The following is a 15,958-nucleotide window of genomic DNA, read 5'->3' on the forward strand; positions in this document are numbered from 1 at the left end:
TGCACTTGGGTGATATGGGAGGGGTCACGTCGCGTTCAAGAGGCAGAAACAGCGTCGCTTTTTGACGCCGCATCCGAGATTTTCAACCCGTTCGATCCAGCCGGTTCCCTGCATGACGCTCGTCTCGATTCCCGCCAATCCGGTTCCGGAAGACGTTGTCAGTGGCAGCATCAAGACCCCCGACGGAGCGGAGCTTCGCTTTGCGCGCTGGGCGCCGCCGCCGGGCCGCAAGGGAACCGTGTGCGTGTTCGCCGGGCGCGGCGAGATGATCGAAAAATATTTCGAGACGGTCCGCGACCTGCGCGACCGCGGCTTTGCGGTCGCGATGATCGACTGGCGCGGGCAGGGCCACTCGTCGCGGCGCCTGCGCGATCCGCGCAAGGGCTATGTACGTGACTTCGCCGACTACGAGATCGACGCCGAGACGTTCGTGCAGCAGGTGGTGCTGCCGGATTGCCCGCCGCCCTATTTCGCGCTTGCCCATTCGATGGGCGGCGCGGTGATGCTGCGGTTGGCGCATGCGGGCAAGCGCTGGTTCGACCGCATGGTGCTGTCGGCCCCGATGATCGACCTGCCGCGTCGCCGGGTGTCATTCTTCCCCAGCGCGCTGTTGCGGCTGATGCGATGGACCGGGCAGGGCGGCAGCTACGTTCCCGGCGGCAGCGACAAGCTTGTCGGCGTGTCCGACTTCATCAACAATCCCGTGACCAGCGATCCGGTGCGCTACGCCCGCAACGCCGCGATCCTGGAGGAAGACCCCACGCTCGGCATCGCGGCGCCCACGATCGCCTGGGCCGACACGGCATTCACCGCAATGCGCACGTTCCGCGGCATGTCGTATCCGTCGGAGATCCGCCAGCCGATCCTGATGCTCGCCGCAAGCAACGACGAGGTGGTGTCGACGGCGGCGATCGAGGAGTTTGCCTATCATTTGCGCGCCGGCGCCCACCTCGTGATCGCCGGCTCCAGGCACGAGATCCTGCAGGAGCAGGACCGCTACCGCGCGCAATTCTGGGCGGCGTTCGACGCCTTCGTGCCGGGCACGCCGCTGTTCAAGTGATCCGTGGCGTTTTCGAGCGAAGTGGACGCCGGTTCGCGTGAAGAAAACGCGTCAAACAAAAGCGATGGCGCGGATCGCTCAGCGCTTCAGCAGCGCGACGATCCGGTCCGGAAATCGCCGTTCGATGAACAGGGTTCGCACCTCGGCGACGCTGAGATAACGCTTTTCACCCTGGCCCTTGCCCATGATGTCGAGCAGCACCGGCCATTCGCCGAGCATCAGCAGCGGATAGTAGCAGCGCCGGATCCGGTAGAACCAGGGATGGTCATCCTTCGCACGCTGGAAGTTGGCGGCCATGAAGGTCTTGACCTCGGACTTGCCCAGTCCGCGCTCGGTGCCGCCGTCGGGGTTCGGGAAGTCCTTGCCGAAGGTCGCAAGCCGCGCGATCTCGTCCTCGTGCACCACGGCATGCTGGTCGAGGATGCGCGAGCCGGCGCCGTGCTTGTCGAGCGGACCGTTGCGCAACCGGTCGAGGATCGCGCCCTTGCTCAGGCTTCGCAGCTGGCTGAACGGACCCACCCCGTTCGCGATCATTGCAACCATGAAGATCTGCGCCCGTGCGATCAGCGCCGGCAGTCCGGTCTTGCCGGTGGCGCGGTCGATCGTCCCGCTCAGTTCGGGCAGCGGCACGGCATGGCCGCCGACATAGTCGCCGGCGACCAGCGCGCGCAGGAACGGACAGGGATTGTCGGGCGAAACCTGCGGGGCGGCAGCCTCGCGTATGGCGCCATCGGGCATGAAACCACATCCTGAAAAGACTTCAGTCCAAAAGGTACCCGTCAGCGCGAGATGAGCCCGCTACGAGTCCATGGCGAGTTTGGTCGTCGTTGCAACCAGGGCGAGTTTGCCGAAGGGGATGCCTGCTTTCAAGAGGCCGTCTCGGTAGTGGGCGATATCGGCCGGGTTCTTCCAGTGGAAATTGTGCAAGTGCCGTTCGACGGTCAGGCTGGGATACTTGCCGAGCAGCGACTCGGCGGCCTGTGCCGCTTCGTCCCTGCGTCCGAGCTGCGCAAGCGCGGCGGCGCGGACCGCAAGACCCTGCAGATGGTTCGGGTTGAGATAGAGCGTTTCGCGCGACCATGACAGCGATGCGTCATATTGTCCGAGCAGGTAGTGGCTGAACGCGTTCAAGGCTCCCCATTGATAGCGGGGATCGCTGTTGTCGCGCTGGACCGCCATCGAGAACAGCTCGACCGCCCTGCGGTGATCGCCGATCACCATGTGGCAGATCCCGAGCACGCCGCGTGCGCCCATGTCGTAGGGGTTGAGCTCGATCGCCCGTTTGACGGCGTCCATCGCGGCTTCATAGTGCCCCTGCATCGCGTGCAGATAGGCGAGCAGCGAGAAGGCAAAGGACGAGCGCGGATCGAGCCGCACGCTGCTTTCGGCGAGGCTGACAGACGATGCCCACAATTCGCGCGTGCTCGGGATCCAGCCGAACTGGGAGCCCTGGATCTGGATGGTCGCCAGATAGGCGCGGGCGATCGAGAGCGCGGGATCGAGCTTGATCGCCTCCTTGAACAGCGAGATCGCGACTTCGAAATCGTCCTTGGTCTGCTGATAGTAGTGCGACAGTCCCTTGAGGAAGCGATCCCACGCGGTCAACTCGGAGCTCGGCGAGCGAGCCGGCGCAGAGGCTTCGGCGCGATAGATCTCCTGGGCGACCGCAGCCGAGAGATTGGAGGTGATCTCGTCCTGCATCGCGAACAGGTCGCCCATGTCGCGGTCATAGCGGCCGGTCCACAACTGTTCGCCCTTTTCGGGGGCGATCAGCTCGGCAGTGACACGGATCTTGTTGCCGGCCCGCCGCACCGATCCCTGGATCAGATAGGTCGCGTCGATCTCGCGCGCGATCAGGCGGGTCGAAACGTTCTTGCCCTTGTAGGCGAAGGTCGAGTTCCGGCTGAGCACCCGATAGAACGATTGCAGCGACAGCGCGTGGATCAGGTCCTCGGTCAGGCCGTCGGAGAAATACTCATCGGCGCCGCCGCTGAGATTGTCGAACGGCAGCACGCCGACGATCGCGGTCCGGTATTGCCCCGGCAAATGCGGCCCCTCCTGCGGGGCCTTCTCCTGCAGGTCGGATCCGGCAGGTGCCCAGGTCCAGACATTGACCGGCTCGACGATGTTCTTGAACCGGTGCGGGCCGGCGTCGACCAGGGTGACGGCCAGCCGCCGCCCGGCCTCGGTGCGGGCCTTCTCGGATACCGCGACGCCGCCGGGCGCGGCTACCGTCTCGAGACGGACCGCGATATTGACGTCGTCACCGAACACCTCGTCCTCGTCGGCCATGACGTCGCCCATGTGGACGCCCATCCGGAAGTGCATGGCGCGATCGGCCGGCAGGTGCTCGTTGCGTTCGGCCATCATGGTCTGCATGGCGACCGCGGCCTCGATGGCGCCGATAATGCTCGGGAATTCCAGCAGGAAGCCGTCGCCGGTGTTTTTGACGATCCGGCCGCCATGGTTGAGGATGATCGGGTAGATCGCGCTGCGGTGGGCCTTGAACGAGGCATGCGTGCCCGCCTCGTCGGCACCCATCATGCGGGAATAGCCGGCGATATCAGCGCAAAGAATAGCGGCTAGCCGTCTTTCCATGTCCCCTATGCCCTGGAAGGCCACTCAGCCGGTGTGACCGAATCCATTACTTACAAGACATGCCATAGCAGGCGGAAGTCCAGTCTGCGCACAACTATAGTGCATAGCGGTCCGAATTTGCATGCGACGAACGGTCTTCACGACGCCGTTTCTAACGGGTTTGTATGTCGCAGGGATGGCGCTACTCTGACCGGGCAATCCTTTCCGCTTTGTTACTTCATGGGTTATTCTGGCTGCCATGCTCGGAATCCACGCAATCTGGCTATTTGTCGTCTCGGGCCTGTTGCTCAACATCACCCCGGGGCCGGACACCGCCTATATCATCGGGCGCAGCATCCAGCTTGGGTGGCGCGGCGGCGCCGCGGCTGCCATCGGAATCAGCTGCGGCTGCCTGGTTCACGTGCTGGGCGCGGCGATCGGCCTGTCGGCGCTCCTGATGGCGTCATCGACCGCGTTTCTGGCCGTGAAGCTGGTCGGGGCGGCCTATCTGGTGCTGACCGGCGTGCAGATGCTGTTTTCACGCACCAAGCCGATCGCAGAGATCGCGGCACAGGGCGGCGAGACCTCGATTGCGCGGATTTTCTGGCAGGGCGCGCTGACCAACATCCTCAATCCCAAGGTAGCGCTGTTCTTCCTGGCTTTCCTGCCGCAATTCGTGGCCGCCGACGCGCCGCACAAGGCGCTCGCCTTCCTGCTGCTCGGGCTGATCTTCATCTTCAACGGCACGCTGTGGTGCCTCGGCGTCGCGGCCTTTGCGTCGCGGGCCGCCGGCCGCATCAGGCAATCGGCCGGAGTGATCGCCTGGATCAACCGTTCGCTCGGTTGCCTGTTCGTCTATCTCGGCATCCGCGTCGCGATGCTGGAAGGGCGCTGAGATCAACCGTGCAGCTTGAGCAGCGCGCTGGCGGCGAGATAGAGGCCGAGCAGGATCATCGAGATCAGGAACCAGCGGCGGAACACCTCCGGCTGCATCCGTGAGCGCACCGCCTGGCCAACGAACATGCCGGCAAAGGACGCCGTCATCGCGACCGCGCCCGGCAGCGCGGTAGCGGCGGTCAGGAGGCCTGAAGCCGTCAGGTTGAAGGCCAGCGCGATGGTCGCGGTGGTGAAGAAGACGCCGAGCGCCTGCACCAGTTCGTCGCGCTCCATCCCGATCGCCTGCATGAACGGCATCGAGGGGATCACCTGCACGCCGGTCGCCGCCGAGATCAGCCCGGTCACGACGCCCACGATGCCGCCGACCCACTTCTCGTCGCGCCGCGCGACCTTGAAGCTGAATTTGCTCAATCCGACGATCGCATAGATCACCAGCAACAGGCCGAGCACGACGGTGCCGTAGGGGGCGTAGGGCCCGGTCAGGAGGCCGGCATTGAGCCAGATGCCCACGACAGTGCCGAGCATCAGCGGCCATAGACGCTTGAGGATGTCGCGCAGATAGGGGCCGACGAAGGTCTGCCAGATATTGGTGACGATCGCCGGCACGATCACGATCGCGATCGCCTGTGCCGGCGGCATCGTCACCGCGAGCAGCCCCATCGAGACCGTCGGCAGGCCGAGGCCGAGCGTGCCCTTGACGAAGCCGGCAAGCAGGAAGGCAAATGCGATCAGGATCAGGACGTGGTCGATCATGCCGGCACATTGACCGACGCACCGGATCGGCACAATCTGGAGGTTACGGAGATTGCCTTCGGACCAACCGAAGGGTGAGATCAGGGTGGGACACGTGGTGCGATTCGACCTGACCGACTTGCAACTGTTCATCGCGGTAGCCGATGCGCACAGCATCACGCAAGGGGCATCGCGTGCGAACCTGGCGCTGGCATCGGCCAGCGAGCGCATCAAGGGCCTGGAGGATGCGCTCGGCGTCGCGCTGCTCAAGCGCGGCCGCCGTGGCGTCGAACTCACCGCGGCGGGCGAGAGCCTGCTCGACCATGCCCGCATCGTGATCCACAACGTCGAGGCTTTGCAGGGCGATCTCGCCGCCTATGCCAGCGGCGTCCGCGCCAGCGTGCTGCTGCTTGCCAACACGTCGGGGCTGTCCGAGCATCTGCCCCGGGCGCTCGCCGCCTTCCTGCGGGAGCATCCCGAGATCAATGTCGATGTCGAGGAGCGTGAGAGCACCGACATTGCGGCCGCGATCGCCAGCGGCGCCGCCGATCTCGGCTTTGCCGCGGAGCACGCGTTGCCTGACAGCGTCGAGCGTTTCCTGTTCAGCGAGGACCGCCTGACGCTTGTCGCGGCCAAGCGCAGCGATCTCGGCAACCGCCGCCAGATCGACTTCCAGGAGGTGGTCGGCCGCGATTTCGTCGGCCTGACGGCATCGACCGCGCTCCAGCTGCATATTTCCAGGCATGCGGCAAAGCTCGGCGCCCGGTTGCGCTTCCGCGCGCGCCTGCGCGACTTCGACGCCATCTGCCAGATGGTGTCGGCCGGGGTCGGGGTCGCCGTGGTGCCGGAAACCGCCGCCCGGCGCTGCGCGCTCGCGATGCCGATCGTGATGATCCGGATCCGCGACGCCTGGGCCAACCGGCGGCTGACGATCTGCGCCCGCAGCTTCAAGGCGCTGCCGCGACCGGCCAAGCAGCTGGTGGACTATCTGCGCACCGAAGTGCAGCACTGAGGGCGCTTGCTCACTTCGCGGTCACCACGCCGGCGTCCTGGATCACCTTCGCCCATTTCCTGATGTCGTTGGCGATGAAGTCGCGAAACTGCTCCGGCGTGTCGCCGACCAGTGTCAGGCCCTGATCGGCGAGCTTGCCCTTCACCGTCGCATCCGTCATGGCCTCGGTTGTGACCTTGTTGAGCTTCGCGACGATTGCGGGCGGCGTGCCGGCCGGCGCGACCATGCCGTACCAGTTCTCGATGACGAGGTCGGGCATGCCGACTTCTGCCGTTGTCGGCACGTCGGGCGCGGTCGGGGCGCGTTCGCGGCCGCCGAGCGCAATTCCGCGGAGCGTGCCAGCCTTGATCTGCGGCAGGATCACCGGCAGATCGAGGAAGGACATCTGCACCTGCTGGCCCAGCAGGTCGTTCACCGCGGGCGCCGCGCCGCGATAGGGGACGTGGACGATGTCGATCTTCGCGGTCAGCTTGAACAATTCGCAGGCCAGATGCGGCAGGCTGCCGGGGCCGGAGGAGGCGAAGTTGAGCTTGCCGGGCATGGCCTTTGCCAGGGCGACGAGTTCGCTCATGTTTTTCGCCGGCACGTCGGTGGCGACAACCAGCATTTCCGGCACGGTCGCGACCAGCGTCACCGGCGCGAGGTCCTTCAATGTGTCGTAGGCGACCTTCTCCATGCTCGGGCTGATCGCCAGCGCGCCGGCGCTGGCTATGCCGATCGTGTAGCCGTCGGGCGCGGCCTTCGCGACCGCATCGGTGCCGAGCACACCGCCCTGGCCGGCTCTGTTGTCGACGATGACGGGTGCCTGACGAGTTCCGACATCTTCTGCCCGACCACCCGCGCGATGATGTCGTTGGGCCCGCCGGGCGGGAACGGCACGATCAGCCGGATCGGTCTGGCCGGGAAATCCTGCGCGTCAGCTGCGACGGGCGCTAGAAGCAGGAACAGCCCTGCCAGCAGTCTGCCGCCAATCCTCATGTCCGCGCCGTCCCTGACTTTTCTGGTTGCGGTCAGGATGGGCGCAGAACGCTGCTCCGGCAACCGGATAAATCAGGCGTTGAGCATCCTCATTGCCGCTTCGTGCACCCGCGGGTCGCCGGCGGCGATGATGCGGCCGCCGCTCTGCGCCGGCTTGCCGTCCCAGGTGGTGACGACGCCGCCGGCGCCGGTGATGATCGGGATCAGCGCGGCGATGTCGTAGGGTTTCAGCTCGGTCTCGACCACGAGGTCGAGATGGCCGGCGGCGAGCATGCAGTAGGAGTAGCAGTCGCCGCCATAGCGGGTCAGCCGCGCCGCGTTCTCGATGCGGGTGAAGCAGGCGCGGTCGGCGGGGTTCATCAGCAGCGGGCTCGTGGTGTAGGCGGTCGCCTCCTTCAGCGAGGCGCAGCGCCGCACCTGTAACCGCCGTTCGCCCGAGGGACCGGAGTAATGCGCCGAGCCGCTGTCGCCGGAGAAGCGCTCGCCGATATAGGGCTGATGCATCATGCCGAACACCGGCGTGCCCTTGTGCAACAGCGCGATCAGCGTGCCCCAGATCGGAAAGCCGGCGATGAAGGACTTGGTGCCGTCGATCGGATCGAGCACCCAGACATAGTCGGCGTCCTCGCGCTCGTTGCCGAACTCCTCGCCGACGATGCCATGCTGCGGGAAGCTCGCCTTGATCAGCCGCCGCATCACCGCCTCGGCGGCGCGGTCGGCCTCGGTGACGGGATCGAAATCGCTGTCGCTCTTGTTGTCGACCGAGAGCGAGGTGCGGAAGAACGGCAGGATGGTTTCGCCGGATGCGGTGGCGAGGCGGCCGATGAAGGCGGTGAAGTCGATGACCGTCACGGCAGGTCCTTAAGGCACACGACGAGGTGGAAATCGCAAGCGTTCCTGCCTAGCTCAAATGCGCACGGCGCGCACGGTTAACGGGAGGTTATCCCACCCTGATGACGCGACTTCGGACTTTCGAATTGGCTTCGGATTCGAAAGCCGTCTCCGCCGCCGGGCCCCTTCACGAAGCCGCGAGTTCTGGTATACGGGCTATGCATTCAACGCTTAGCAGTTCGTTCATTTCTTGTAAATTGTTGATATTGTTTAATAAAAAATCGAATTACGCGGCCTGTGACATATCGGTCGACATGGCGAAGATTACGCGGGAAATGTTTCGAAAGTTCTTGCGTTTTGTGCAGCGCGATCGCATATTGTTGCGGTGCGGTAGCGCCTCGCGCTATCGCTGCCCTCCTTGGGCGTTTCCTCCCTAGACTTGGGCCGCTTGTTCATTCAAGCGGCCCTTTTTTCTTTTCACGCCCCGCGAGGATGAGCTTCGCCGCGCGGCTTGTGCGTCGAGAAATTACGAGTTCGCGAAGCGTCGCGTCCGGACATGACGAACGAACAGCGTAGTCCTATTCCGCCGCGGCCTGGAACGGGCCGAGATCGCCGAGCGGGACCTCGGCCAGCGCGTCCGCCAGCGTCGCGAAGTCGGCAGCCACCTGGGCAAAGCGCGGGCCGCGCTCGCGGCGGCGCTCATCCATGTAGACCGCGCGGTTGAGCTCGATCTGCACCGTGTGCAGGCCGCTCGCCGGATTGCCGTAGTGCTCGGTGATGAAGCCGCCGGCATAGGGCTTGTTGCGGCCGATCGAATAGCCGAGCGCGCTCATGGTCTCCTCGACGAGATCGGGCAGCAGCGGCGCACAGCTCGTGCCGTAGCGGTCGCCGATCACGACGTCGGGCCGGCGCGGCTCGTCGCGCGAGACGCCGACCGAGGGCATCGAATGGCAGTCGACCACGATCACGGTGCCGAACGCCTGATGCGCCTTGTTGATCAGCCGGCGCAGCCCGCGGTGATAGGGCTTGTAGAGCACCTCGATCCGGTTGAGCGCCTCGTCGACGTCGAGCCGCTCGCGATAGATCTCCTGGCCGTCGCCGACCACGCGCGGGATGGTGCCGAGCCCGCCGGCGACCCGCATCGAGCGCGTATTGGCAAAGCTCGGCAGCCGCCCCGTGAACATGCGCGGGTCGAGCTCATAGGGCTCGCGGTTCACGTCGACATAGGACCGCGGGAAGTTGACCCGCACCGTCGGGAAGCCGCGCTCGCTCAGATGCACGATCAATTCGTCCATGAAGGAATCTTCGGAGCGCCGCAGCGCAGCGAGATCGATCCGCGAGGCATCCAGGAAATCGGCCGGATAGACCGAGCCCGAATGCGGGGAATTGAAGATGATCGGCGCGCGCCAGGACGTCGGCTCGACGATCTCGAACGGAGGCGACAACTCGCCAGCAAACTCGGTCATTCCCTTGGCGCCGTCCCTTGCGTCCGCCATGTCCGGACGATCTGATTCTGCCGGAAACGCGGAGATTTATGGGTGGGCATTGTCGGTAATCGCGGTCGTTCTGCCAAGTGAAAACAGCAGGCCATCGGCTGGAACGCGTCTCAAGGCCTGAAAATACCGCGCGAGGTTGATTCGATGTGCGGTTGGGTCCACAAATAGAGTGCGCCGCAGGCCGATGGTTTGGCGCAAATTTCACCCGAAATTTACCGACTGTCGGGCTTAGTATCACGAGTGATCCTCCAGCCGGATTCGACTGCTCCTGCCATGCCGAAAATCCTCCTCGCCGAAGACGACAATGATATGCGCCGTTTCCTGGTCAAGGCGCTGGAAAACGCCGGTTTCAAGGTCTCCCCGCACGACAACGGCATGTCGGCCTATCAGCGGCTGCGCGAGGAGCCGTTCGAGATGCTGCTCACCGACATCGTGATGCCGGAGATGGACGGGATCGAATTGGCGCGGCGCGCCTCGGAACTCGACCCCGACATCAAGATCATGTTCATCACCGGTTTCGCCGCGGTGGCCCTGAATTCCGACTCGGAGGCGCCGAAAAACGCCAAGGTGCTGGCCAAGCCGGTGCACCTGCGGGAATTGGTCAGCGAAGTGAACAAGATGCTGGCGGCCTGATTCGGTCGCAAAACCTGCATAATGTATCCTTGCCTGCCCCGCCGGGGTCCGTTATAGGGACCCGATCCAAATACGGCTTTGGGTGCGTAGCTCAGCGGGAGAGCACTACCTTGACATGGTAGGGGTCACAGGTTCGATCCCTGTCGCACCCACCATCCAGTCCCCCGAAACTGGGTAACTTTCCGACAGGCGCAGGTAAGCCGCTTTTAGCGGTATTCCGCGGTCCCTTTTGGCGCACTGCCGGTCTCTGCGCGCATTTGCAATCTCTAGCAGCGATTTCGAGGCTCGTGTCTCTGCATCCAAAAATTCCGTTCCTGGCAGCAACGGTCGGCGGCTGTCGTATGGCTTTCGGCGAGCGAACCCGACCGGCGAGTGGCAACCAACCTTATTGGCGTCGGGCTATTGGGGGTTCAGACCGAGCGCTTCGAACTGCTTGCTCCACTCCGTCGGAGGCGCTCAATATTGATGCCCCGAGCAAGGCGGCCTTCCACGGCGGCCCGGACGAGTTTAGGCGCAAGGAAGGAGAGCGAGATCGTCATGTTGACGTGACGAACACTGCAACGCTCCCGCGAAGCGATCTGTTCGGCGCCAATGGCAGAGCCAGAAATGATCTCATCGGTCAATCAGCCCAGCGATTTGCACACTCCGTATTCCGCGAGCGGGTGCAACAACCCGAAGTAAGCGCAAGCCGTTTTGGGTGGAGTTGAAGCCATAGGAACCGAGGGCAAGAAGCAGAAAGCCTTGACGCCGCTCGGTCAATGGCGTTGGCTGCCATTGCCGATGCGGCTTACGAAAACGCTAGGAATGGTCGCGAGTTCGGTCTTACGATCGAGATCAGAGACGGGGCGCAGGTCGTGGGCGGAGCCACCGTGATGATATCAAAGAAATAGTCTGCCATGCATGAACGGTTGATCGCGCGCTTGCAATCAGTTGCCGGCCTAACGAGCGACGAGCGTGCGGCACTCAATTCCGTCCCTCATAAGGTCCGAACGCTTGGCGATCGCGAGAGCATACTTCAAGAGGGCGACAAGGCATCTAACTGTGTCGCATTGATGAGCGGCTTTCTTTATCGGCAAAGGATAATCGGCGACCGTAGGCAGATATTGTCGCTGCATGTGCCGGGCGACATACCCGATCTCATGACGCTGTACTTACCGACCATGGACCATGACTTGATCAGCGTGGGTCAAAGCACGGTAGCAGTCGCGCCACATTCAGCACTGAAATCGTTGTTCGAGAAGCACCCCTCCCTCGTCCACATTTTCTGGCGCGAGACGCTCATCGACGCGGCAATCTTTAGGCATTGGGTCGGCAATCTCGGCGCGATGGACGCTTTCCACCGTGTGGGCCAACTATTTTGTGAACTCGCTGTTCGCCTAGAATTTGTGGGGTTGTTTGAAAAGAATAGCTTCTCATTTCCGTTGACCCAATACGATGTTGCCTCCGTTTGCGGTCTTTCGAAGGTCCATACGAACAGGACGATACAAGTCCTCAGAAAGCAACGGCTGTTAATATGGCGGGACGACATGGTCGAATTGCCAAATCGAGAAGAGCTCGAAGCGGCGGCAGAGTTCAGCGCTGACTACCTCCAGCGAAAGGCGAAATCGGTCTGATCGGGTGCTTTTGCGCAAATGCGAAACCGCGAGTCGAAAGCCCGGTAGTAGCCCTCTGGCTGCCGGGCTTTTTGACTGATGGATCACATAGCAGCGAACGCTCAATGTTTGGCAGGCGGACCGCATCATTACCGCGCTGTCCCGATTCAAGTCTCTTTTCGTTATCGCTCGCAATTCGACCTTCACCTACAAGGGTCGGGCAGTGGACGTGAGGCAGCTCGGCCGAGATTTAGGCGTTCGGTCCAGCCGCCTTCGAAGCGCCGGCGCCGGTGACGGGCTCGATGCGGGACGCCCAAGGGCATTGCCCTGGGGCGCCTTGAGTGCGCCACCGGAGCCAGCCCACCCTTGATCTGCATCAACGGTGTCGTCTTGGACGGGTTCAACGTCCGAGCATGCCAAGGCAGCGGGTCGATTGGATCGCGGTCGCCGGGTTCGCCTCAATTGCGGTTGCGGCGTTGGCCCTGCTTGTGCTATTCGCGCTGCCCTGAGCGCCGCGCTTCTACGGAAGTGCCGTGGCACAAACTGCACTTTTCACGGGAAAGTTGAGGGCTTAAGGTAAGTTAAGTGTGCCGTGGGACGCGTGCGATGGCAGAGATCCTTTTCCGTGCCGGCATCATCGTTTTGGGGCTATGCCCCGTCGCACTGACGGCCGCCGCCTTGCTCCTCTGAAAACTGCTGAAGGCCTGAAACCGCAAGGTGGGGGCCGCCCGTAACTTGGCAACCGGACGGCCCCTGTCGACCACTTCCAATTGCCCTGCGTCAACAGAAGCCATGGCCGGCGTAACCACTACGGTCCGCCGGCCTTATGGTTTCAAACTGCTGTGAGTTGCGGCAACACTGATCTGCCCTAACCTAAGTTACCACTGCGTAAGTATATTGTGCCCGCTCCCTTGACGATGCCCCAAACGGGCCGCGCTGCCCTGTTGCCCGCCGCCCTCGGCAGTGCCGTGATCTGACGAGAACGGCGGGCCTGCGCGACCTGGGAGACCACGCTGGGCTTTAATGATCGAAGAATGCGAGCGTTCCTTGGCGCGGGGCCTCTTTGACCCTCTCAGGCACAGCGGCCGCCCGCCTCTTTCCAAGTTGCGCCCCGATGGCGTTAGTCGCCGCCAAGGGTATCACCGTCGCCCTTGCAGACGAGCCCCCCGCAACTTCGTATTGGCATCGCGCTATTGCGGGTTCAGGCCCAACGCTTCGAACTGCTTGCTCCACTCCGTCGGAGCATCTCGCAGGCGCTCGGTGTTGATGCCGCGTGGCAAGCGGCCTTCCACGGCGGCCCGGACCAATTTGGGTGCAAGGAAGGCCAGCGAAATCGTCATGTTGACATAACGAACGCTGCAGCGCTCCCGCGAAGCGATCTGATCTGCGCTGATAACCGAGCCAGAAATGATCTCATCAAGCCAGCGTCTGCCTCGCGCGATGGCGCTGACCAGACGGAGACGCCGCTCTGGTCTCTCGGGACGAACTTCCCTTCGCGAGGTGCCATGGGGCAGCAGCATTTCTCGAAATCGTTTTGACGGTGGCTTCTTCCAGGGAATGGAGAGGTGATGATCGGTGGGGTTTTTCGCATTGTCCTCGCCTTCGACATCGCCTGCCAGTTTCGTGGAATTTTGACCTTCTCGAGATCTTAGGTGAAGCGCCAACTTGTCGTTCTGAACCTCGATGCGGCTCACCAACGCCGCGATTGTGTCACGGTCGTTGATGACCGGGCGCGGTAATCGACTTTGACCTCTGAAATGTTCATTGAGGAATTTGAGGACTTTTTCCTCGACCTCGGCTGCAGGAACACGCGTTACGGATCCGACCTTGGCTGTTTTGCTTTCTCCATGGAGGCAGGGTCGTGACACATAATAGCGATAGCGGATGCCCGCTTTGGTCGCATGCGTCGGGATCATAGGGTAGGCCGCGTCGTCGACCAGTAGTCCGGCCAGCAAGTGGTCGCTGGCGTTCCGGGCAGTAGACTTGGTGCTCCACTGGTCCGTTAGCTTCTGTTGGACCGCATCGAACAGGGCGATGTCCATGATCGGAGGCTGCTCGCCAGGCAGAATGTCGCCCTTGTATCTGACCTCGCCGATGTAGAAACGATTGCGGAGAAGGTAGAACAGGGATCCCCGCTCGAACGGAATGCCACCGCGGGTGCCCCCAGTTGATAGGTGCCTTGTCTTAGTGCGGAGGCCGCGCTCCCTGAGATCTCGAACCAGGGCATTAACCCCGCTGAGGTCGAGGTAACGCTGGAAAATCAGGCGAACCTGCTCAGCCTCATGCTCGACAATGGCAATCTTGCCATCCTTCATGTCATAGCCGAGGGGGAGGGGACCGCCAACCCAAATGCCTTTTCGCTTGGAGGCCGCAATCTTGTCCCTGATCCGCTCCGAGGTGACCTCCCGTTCGAACTGGGCGAAGGACAGCAGCACGTTGAGTGTCAGCCGTCCCATCGAGGTCGTAGTGTTGAACTGCTGGGTGACCGAGACAAATGATACTCCGTGGGCATCGAAGAGTTCGACGAGCTTGGCGAAATCGGCGAGCGACCGAGTTAGCCGATCTACCTTGTAGACGACGATGACATCGATCTTGTTGGCGCGGATGTCATCGAGCAGCCGCTGGAGATCAGGCCGGTCAGTCGATCCACCCGAATAGCCGCCGTCGTCATAGCGTGCTTTGATCGGTGTCCAGCCGGCGTGCGCCTGGCTTCTGATATAGGCTGAGGAGGCCTCGTACTGCGCATCCAGCGAGTTGAACTCCTGATCGAGAGCCTGGTCGGTCGAGACCCTTGTGTAGATGGCACAGCGGACGGGTTTGACGGAGGCGGCCTTCATGGGCTGGCCTCGGGCCTTGGTTTTGTTGGTTTGTCCCTCAGCCCAAAAAAGCGGGGGCCGTTCCACTTTGTCCCGGTAATTGCAAAGGCGATCTTGGTGAGGCTGTCGTAGGACTGCCCGTTCCAGGCAAAGCCATTGGCCAGCACCATCACGCGATGCGATTTTTGATCCCATTCCCGAACGAGGACTGTACCCGGTGTGAGGTCTATCCGCTTGCGGTCTAGGCTCTCCAGCCGCTCCGCCATTGCCGAACCTGATTCATTGATGCTGGTTCGATCCAGAACCTTGCGGGTCTCGTGATCGAGATCACCAAATCGATCGGCTTGGAGCCTGAAGGATAAGACCGCACACAAAAGATGCCGCGGCACGTGAGGGGGCGCCGGTCGCTGGAAGATACTTTGCCACCGGGCGCGCAGACCCCCAAGATCGAGATCGCGCAGATGCGCGATCTCGTTTTCTACGGACGCCCTCGACGATTTGGACGTCGCGGAAACGCTACGATATTTACTTTGCATCGTATCACGCCGCCTGTTTGCCCCGGTCCGCCGGCGTGTCGATGATGCGGTAGACGCGGCCGCTTTCGGCGGGTTCTGATACCAAATTAAGACCAAGCTTCTTGCGGACGACGCCGGCGAGGAAACCACGTACAGAGTGCTCTCGCCAGCCGGTCGCAGCGCTGATGGCTGCAATCGTCGTTCCCATCTTACCGCTCAGCATGGCGACGACCTGCGCGTTCTTGGTGCCGCTTCTTGTGAGCGCGGTCGAAGCAGCACCGGTTGGAACCTGCGGTTTTGGTGATTTGCGTTTGGCCGGCGCCTTGGCCGGTCGCGATCGGGTAACGGTTTTTCGTTTGGAGTTGGTCCTGGTCACGGGAGCCTCATAAGGTTTGCGCGACGCCATCCGTCGCACCACCTCAGCCCCACCTAGGCAAATCACCCGGCGGGGCTCTCCCAAAGTGAAGCCTCAGGCGGCTTCCACTCCCGTAGCAATGCTCACCTTGCGGTAGAATGCCAGCCCATTCCGAGCAACATCATTGCTCTTTTGCTTGATCATTCGGCCATTCGCGCGGATGGGCGGGCGAATCCCTCCCTCTCCGCCATCGCTTTTGGACAGCGCAGAAGTCCTTCATAACAGGCTTTTCCTGAACCGCTGGATTTTTGCGGTGGAGCGCCACGGAGCACCGTCGTGGTGGCCCAACCTGCCATCCTTAGATCGAACATGCCAGGAAAAATGCCCGAGCTGCGGGCGCTAAACCCAGGTCATCTTTCCCGAACACCAGCTTTGCGACCACCTTGCCCTGCACGAGCACGATG

At 62.7% G+C, this 15,958-nt stretch carries 13 protein-coding genes, 1 tRNA gene and 2 pseudogenes; 7 read left to right on the plus strand and 9 right to left on the minus strand.

Translation table 11 applies throughout. The features are described 5' to 3' along the window. Nucleotides 1–112: 112 nt before the first annotated feature. Nucleotides 113–1,060, plus strand: coding sequence for an alpha/beta hydrolase (locus tag JQ586_RS08470; protein ID WP_212394074.1), 948 nt, complete (start codon nt 113–115; stop codon nt 1,058–1,060). Between the two features lie 78 nt (nt 1,061–1,138). Here JQ586_RS08470 and JQ586_RS08475 read toward each other — a convergent pair whose 3' ends face one another. After that, nucleotides 1,139–1,798, minus strand: coding sequence for a hypothetical protein (locus tag JQ586_RS08475; RefSeq protein WP_212394075.1), 660 nt, complete (start codon nt 1,796–1,798; stop codon nt 1,139–1,141). A gap of 60 nt (nt 1,799–1,858) precedes the next feature. Beyond that, nucleotides 1,859–3,658: an adenylate/guanylate cyclase domain-containing protein gene (locus JQ586_RS08480; RefSeq protein ID WP_212394076.1), complete on the minus strand. Its 1,800-nt coding sequence runs from the start codon at nt 3,656–3,658 to the stop codon at nt 1,859–1,861. A 238-nt stretch (nt 3,659–3,896) separates the two neighbouring features. On the opposite strand from JQ586_RS08480, the gene JQ586_RS08485 reads away from it, so the two are divergent. Further along, a complete protein-coding gene (locus tag JQ586_RS08485; RefSeq protein WP_212394077.1) occupies nt 3,897–4,532 on the plus strand; it encodes a LysE family translocator in 636 nt (211 codons plus the stop codon). Between the two features lie 2 nt (nt 4,533–4,534). Here the strand turns inward: JQ586_RS08485 and JQ586_RS08490 are convergent, their stop codons facing one another. Then, nucleotides 4,535–5,287 carry a sulfite exporter TauE/SafE family protein gene (locus JQ586_RS08490; RefSeq protein WP_212394078.1) on the minus strand — a complete coding sequence of 251 codons (753 nt, stop codon included), beginning with the start codon at nt 5,285–5,287 and terminating at the stop codon, nt 4,535–4,537. A 97-nt stretch (nt 5,288–5,384) separates the two neighbouring features. Between JQ586_RS08490 and JQ586_RS08495 the strand changes: the two genes are divergently transcribed. Beyond that, nucleotides 5,385–6,278 carry a LysR substrate-binding domain-containing protein gene (locus tag JQ586_RS08495; protein ID WP_212394131.1) on the plus strand — a complete coding sequence of 298 codons (894 nt, stop codon included), beginning with the start codon at nt 5,385–5,387 and terminating at the stop codon, nt 6,276–6,278. A 10-nt stretch (nt 6,279–6,288) separates the two neighbouring features. On the opposite strand, the pseudogene JQ586_RS08500 reads toward JQ586_RS08495, so the two are convergent. The 3 genes and pseudogenes from JQ586_RS08500 to JQ586_RS08510 all read right to left on the minus strand — a co-directional run bounded on the left by JQ586_RS08500 (nt 6,289) and on the right by JQ586_RS08510 (nt 9,553). Beyond that, nucleotides 6,289–7,256: pseudogene (locus JQ586_RS08500) on the minus strand (Bug family tripartite tricarboxylate transporter substrate binding protein). A 72-nt stretch (nt 7,257–7,328) separates the two neighbouring features. Continuing rightward, nucleotides 7,329–8,108 carry a histidinol-phosphatase gene (gene hisN / locus JQ586_RS08505; protein WP_212394079.1) on the minus strand — a complete coding sequence of 260 codons (780 nt, stop codon included), beginning with the start codon at nt 8,106–8,108 and terminating at the stop codon, nt 7,329–7,331. 557 nt (nt 8,109–8,665) lie between these two features. Next, a complete protein-coding gene (locus JQ586_RS08510) occupies nt 8,666–9,553 on the minus strand; it encodes an N-formylglutamate amidohydrolase (protein WP_212394080.1) in 888 nt (295 codons plus the stop codon). Between the two features lie 303 nt (nt 9,554–9,856). On the opposite strand from JQ586_RS08510, the gene cpdR reads away from it, so the two are divergent. From cpdR to JQ586_RS08525, 4 genes and pseudogenes are all read left to right on the plus strand, one after another. Further along, nucleotides 9,857–10,216 carry a cell cycle two-component system response regulator CpdR gene (gene cpdR, locus JQ586_RS08515; protein ID WP_044539148.1) on the plus strand — a complete coding sequence of 120 codons (360 nt, stop codon included), beginning with the start codon at nt 9,857–9,859 and terminating at the stop codon, nt 10,214–10,216. 80 nt (nt 10,217–10,296) lie between these two features. Next, a tRNA-Val gene (locus tag JQ586_RS08520) sits at nt 10,297–10,371 on the plus strand. A gap of 576 nt (nt 10,372–10,947) precedes the next feature. Continuing rightward, nucleotides 10,948–11,106 (plus strand): annotated as a pseudogene (locus JQ586_RS41470) (hypothetical protein); the annotation flags it as partial. A gap of 6 nt (nt 11,107–11,112) precedes the next feature. Continuing rightward, on the plus strand, nt 11,113–11,829 hold the full coding sequence (locus tag JQ586_RS08525; protein ID WP_212394081.1) for a Crp/Fnr family transcriptional regulator: 717 nt from the start codon (nt 11,113–11,115) through the stop codon (nt 11,827–11,829). A gap of 1,169 nt (nt 11,830–12,998) precedes the next feature. Here the strand turns inward: JQ586_RS08525 and JQ586_RS08530 are convergent. The 3 genes from JQ586_RS08530 to JQ586_RS41070 are packed head-to-tail and all read right to left on the minus strand — an operon-like array spanning nt 12,999 to nt 15,515. After that, the gene (locus JQ586_RS08530) at nt 12,999–14,645 is read right to left on the minus strand and encodes a recombinase family protein (RefSeq protein WP_212394082.1); all 1,647 of its coding nucleotides are present in this window, start codon (nt 14,643–14,645) and stop codon (nt 12,999–13,001) included. Next, a complete protein-coding gene (locus tag JQ586_RS08535) occupies nt 14,642–15,160 on the minus strand; it encodes a DUF2924 domain-containing protein (protein WP_212394083.1) in 519 nt (172 codons plus the stop codon). The genes JQ586_RS08530 and JQ586_RS08535 overlap by 4 nt, the downstream gene beginning before the upstream one ends. Before the next feature lie 4 nt (nt 15,161–15,164). Beyond that, complete coding sequence (locus JQ586_RS41070; protein ID WP_312016943.1) at nt 15,165–15,515, minus strand: DUF3489 domain-containing protein; 351 nt, start codon at nt 15,513–15,515, stop codon at nt 15,165–15,167. Nucleotides 15,516–15,958: the final 443 nt, after the last annotated feature.

Origin of the sequence: Bradyrhizobium jicamae, assembly GCF_018130215.1 — a bacterium.
Lineage (GTDB): Bacteria > Pseudomonadota > Alphaproteobacteria > Rhizobiales > Xanthobacteraceae > Bradyrhizobium > Bradyrhizobium jicamae_A.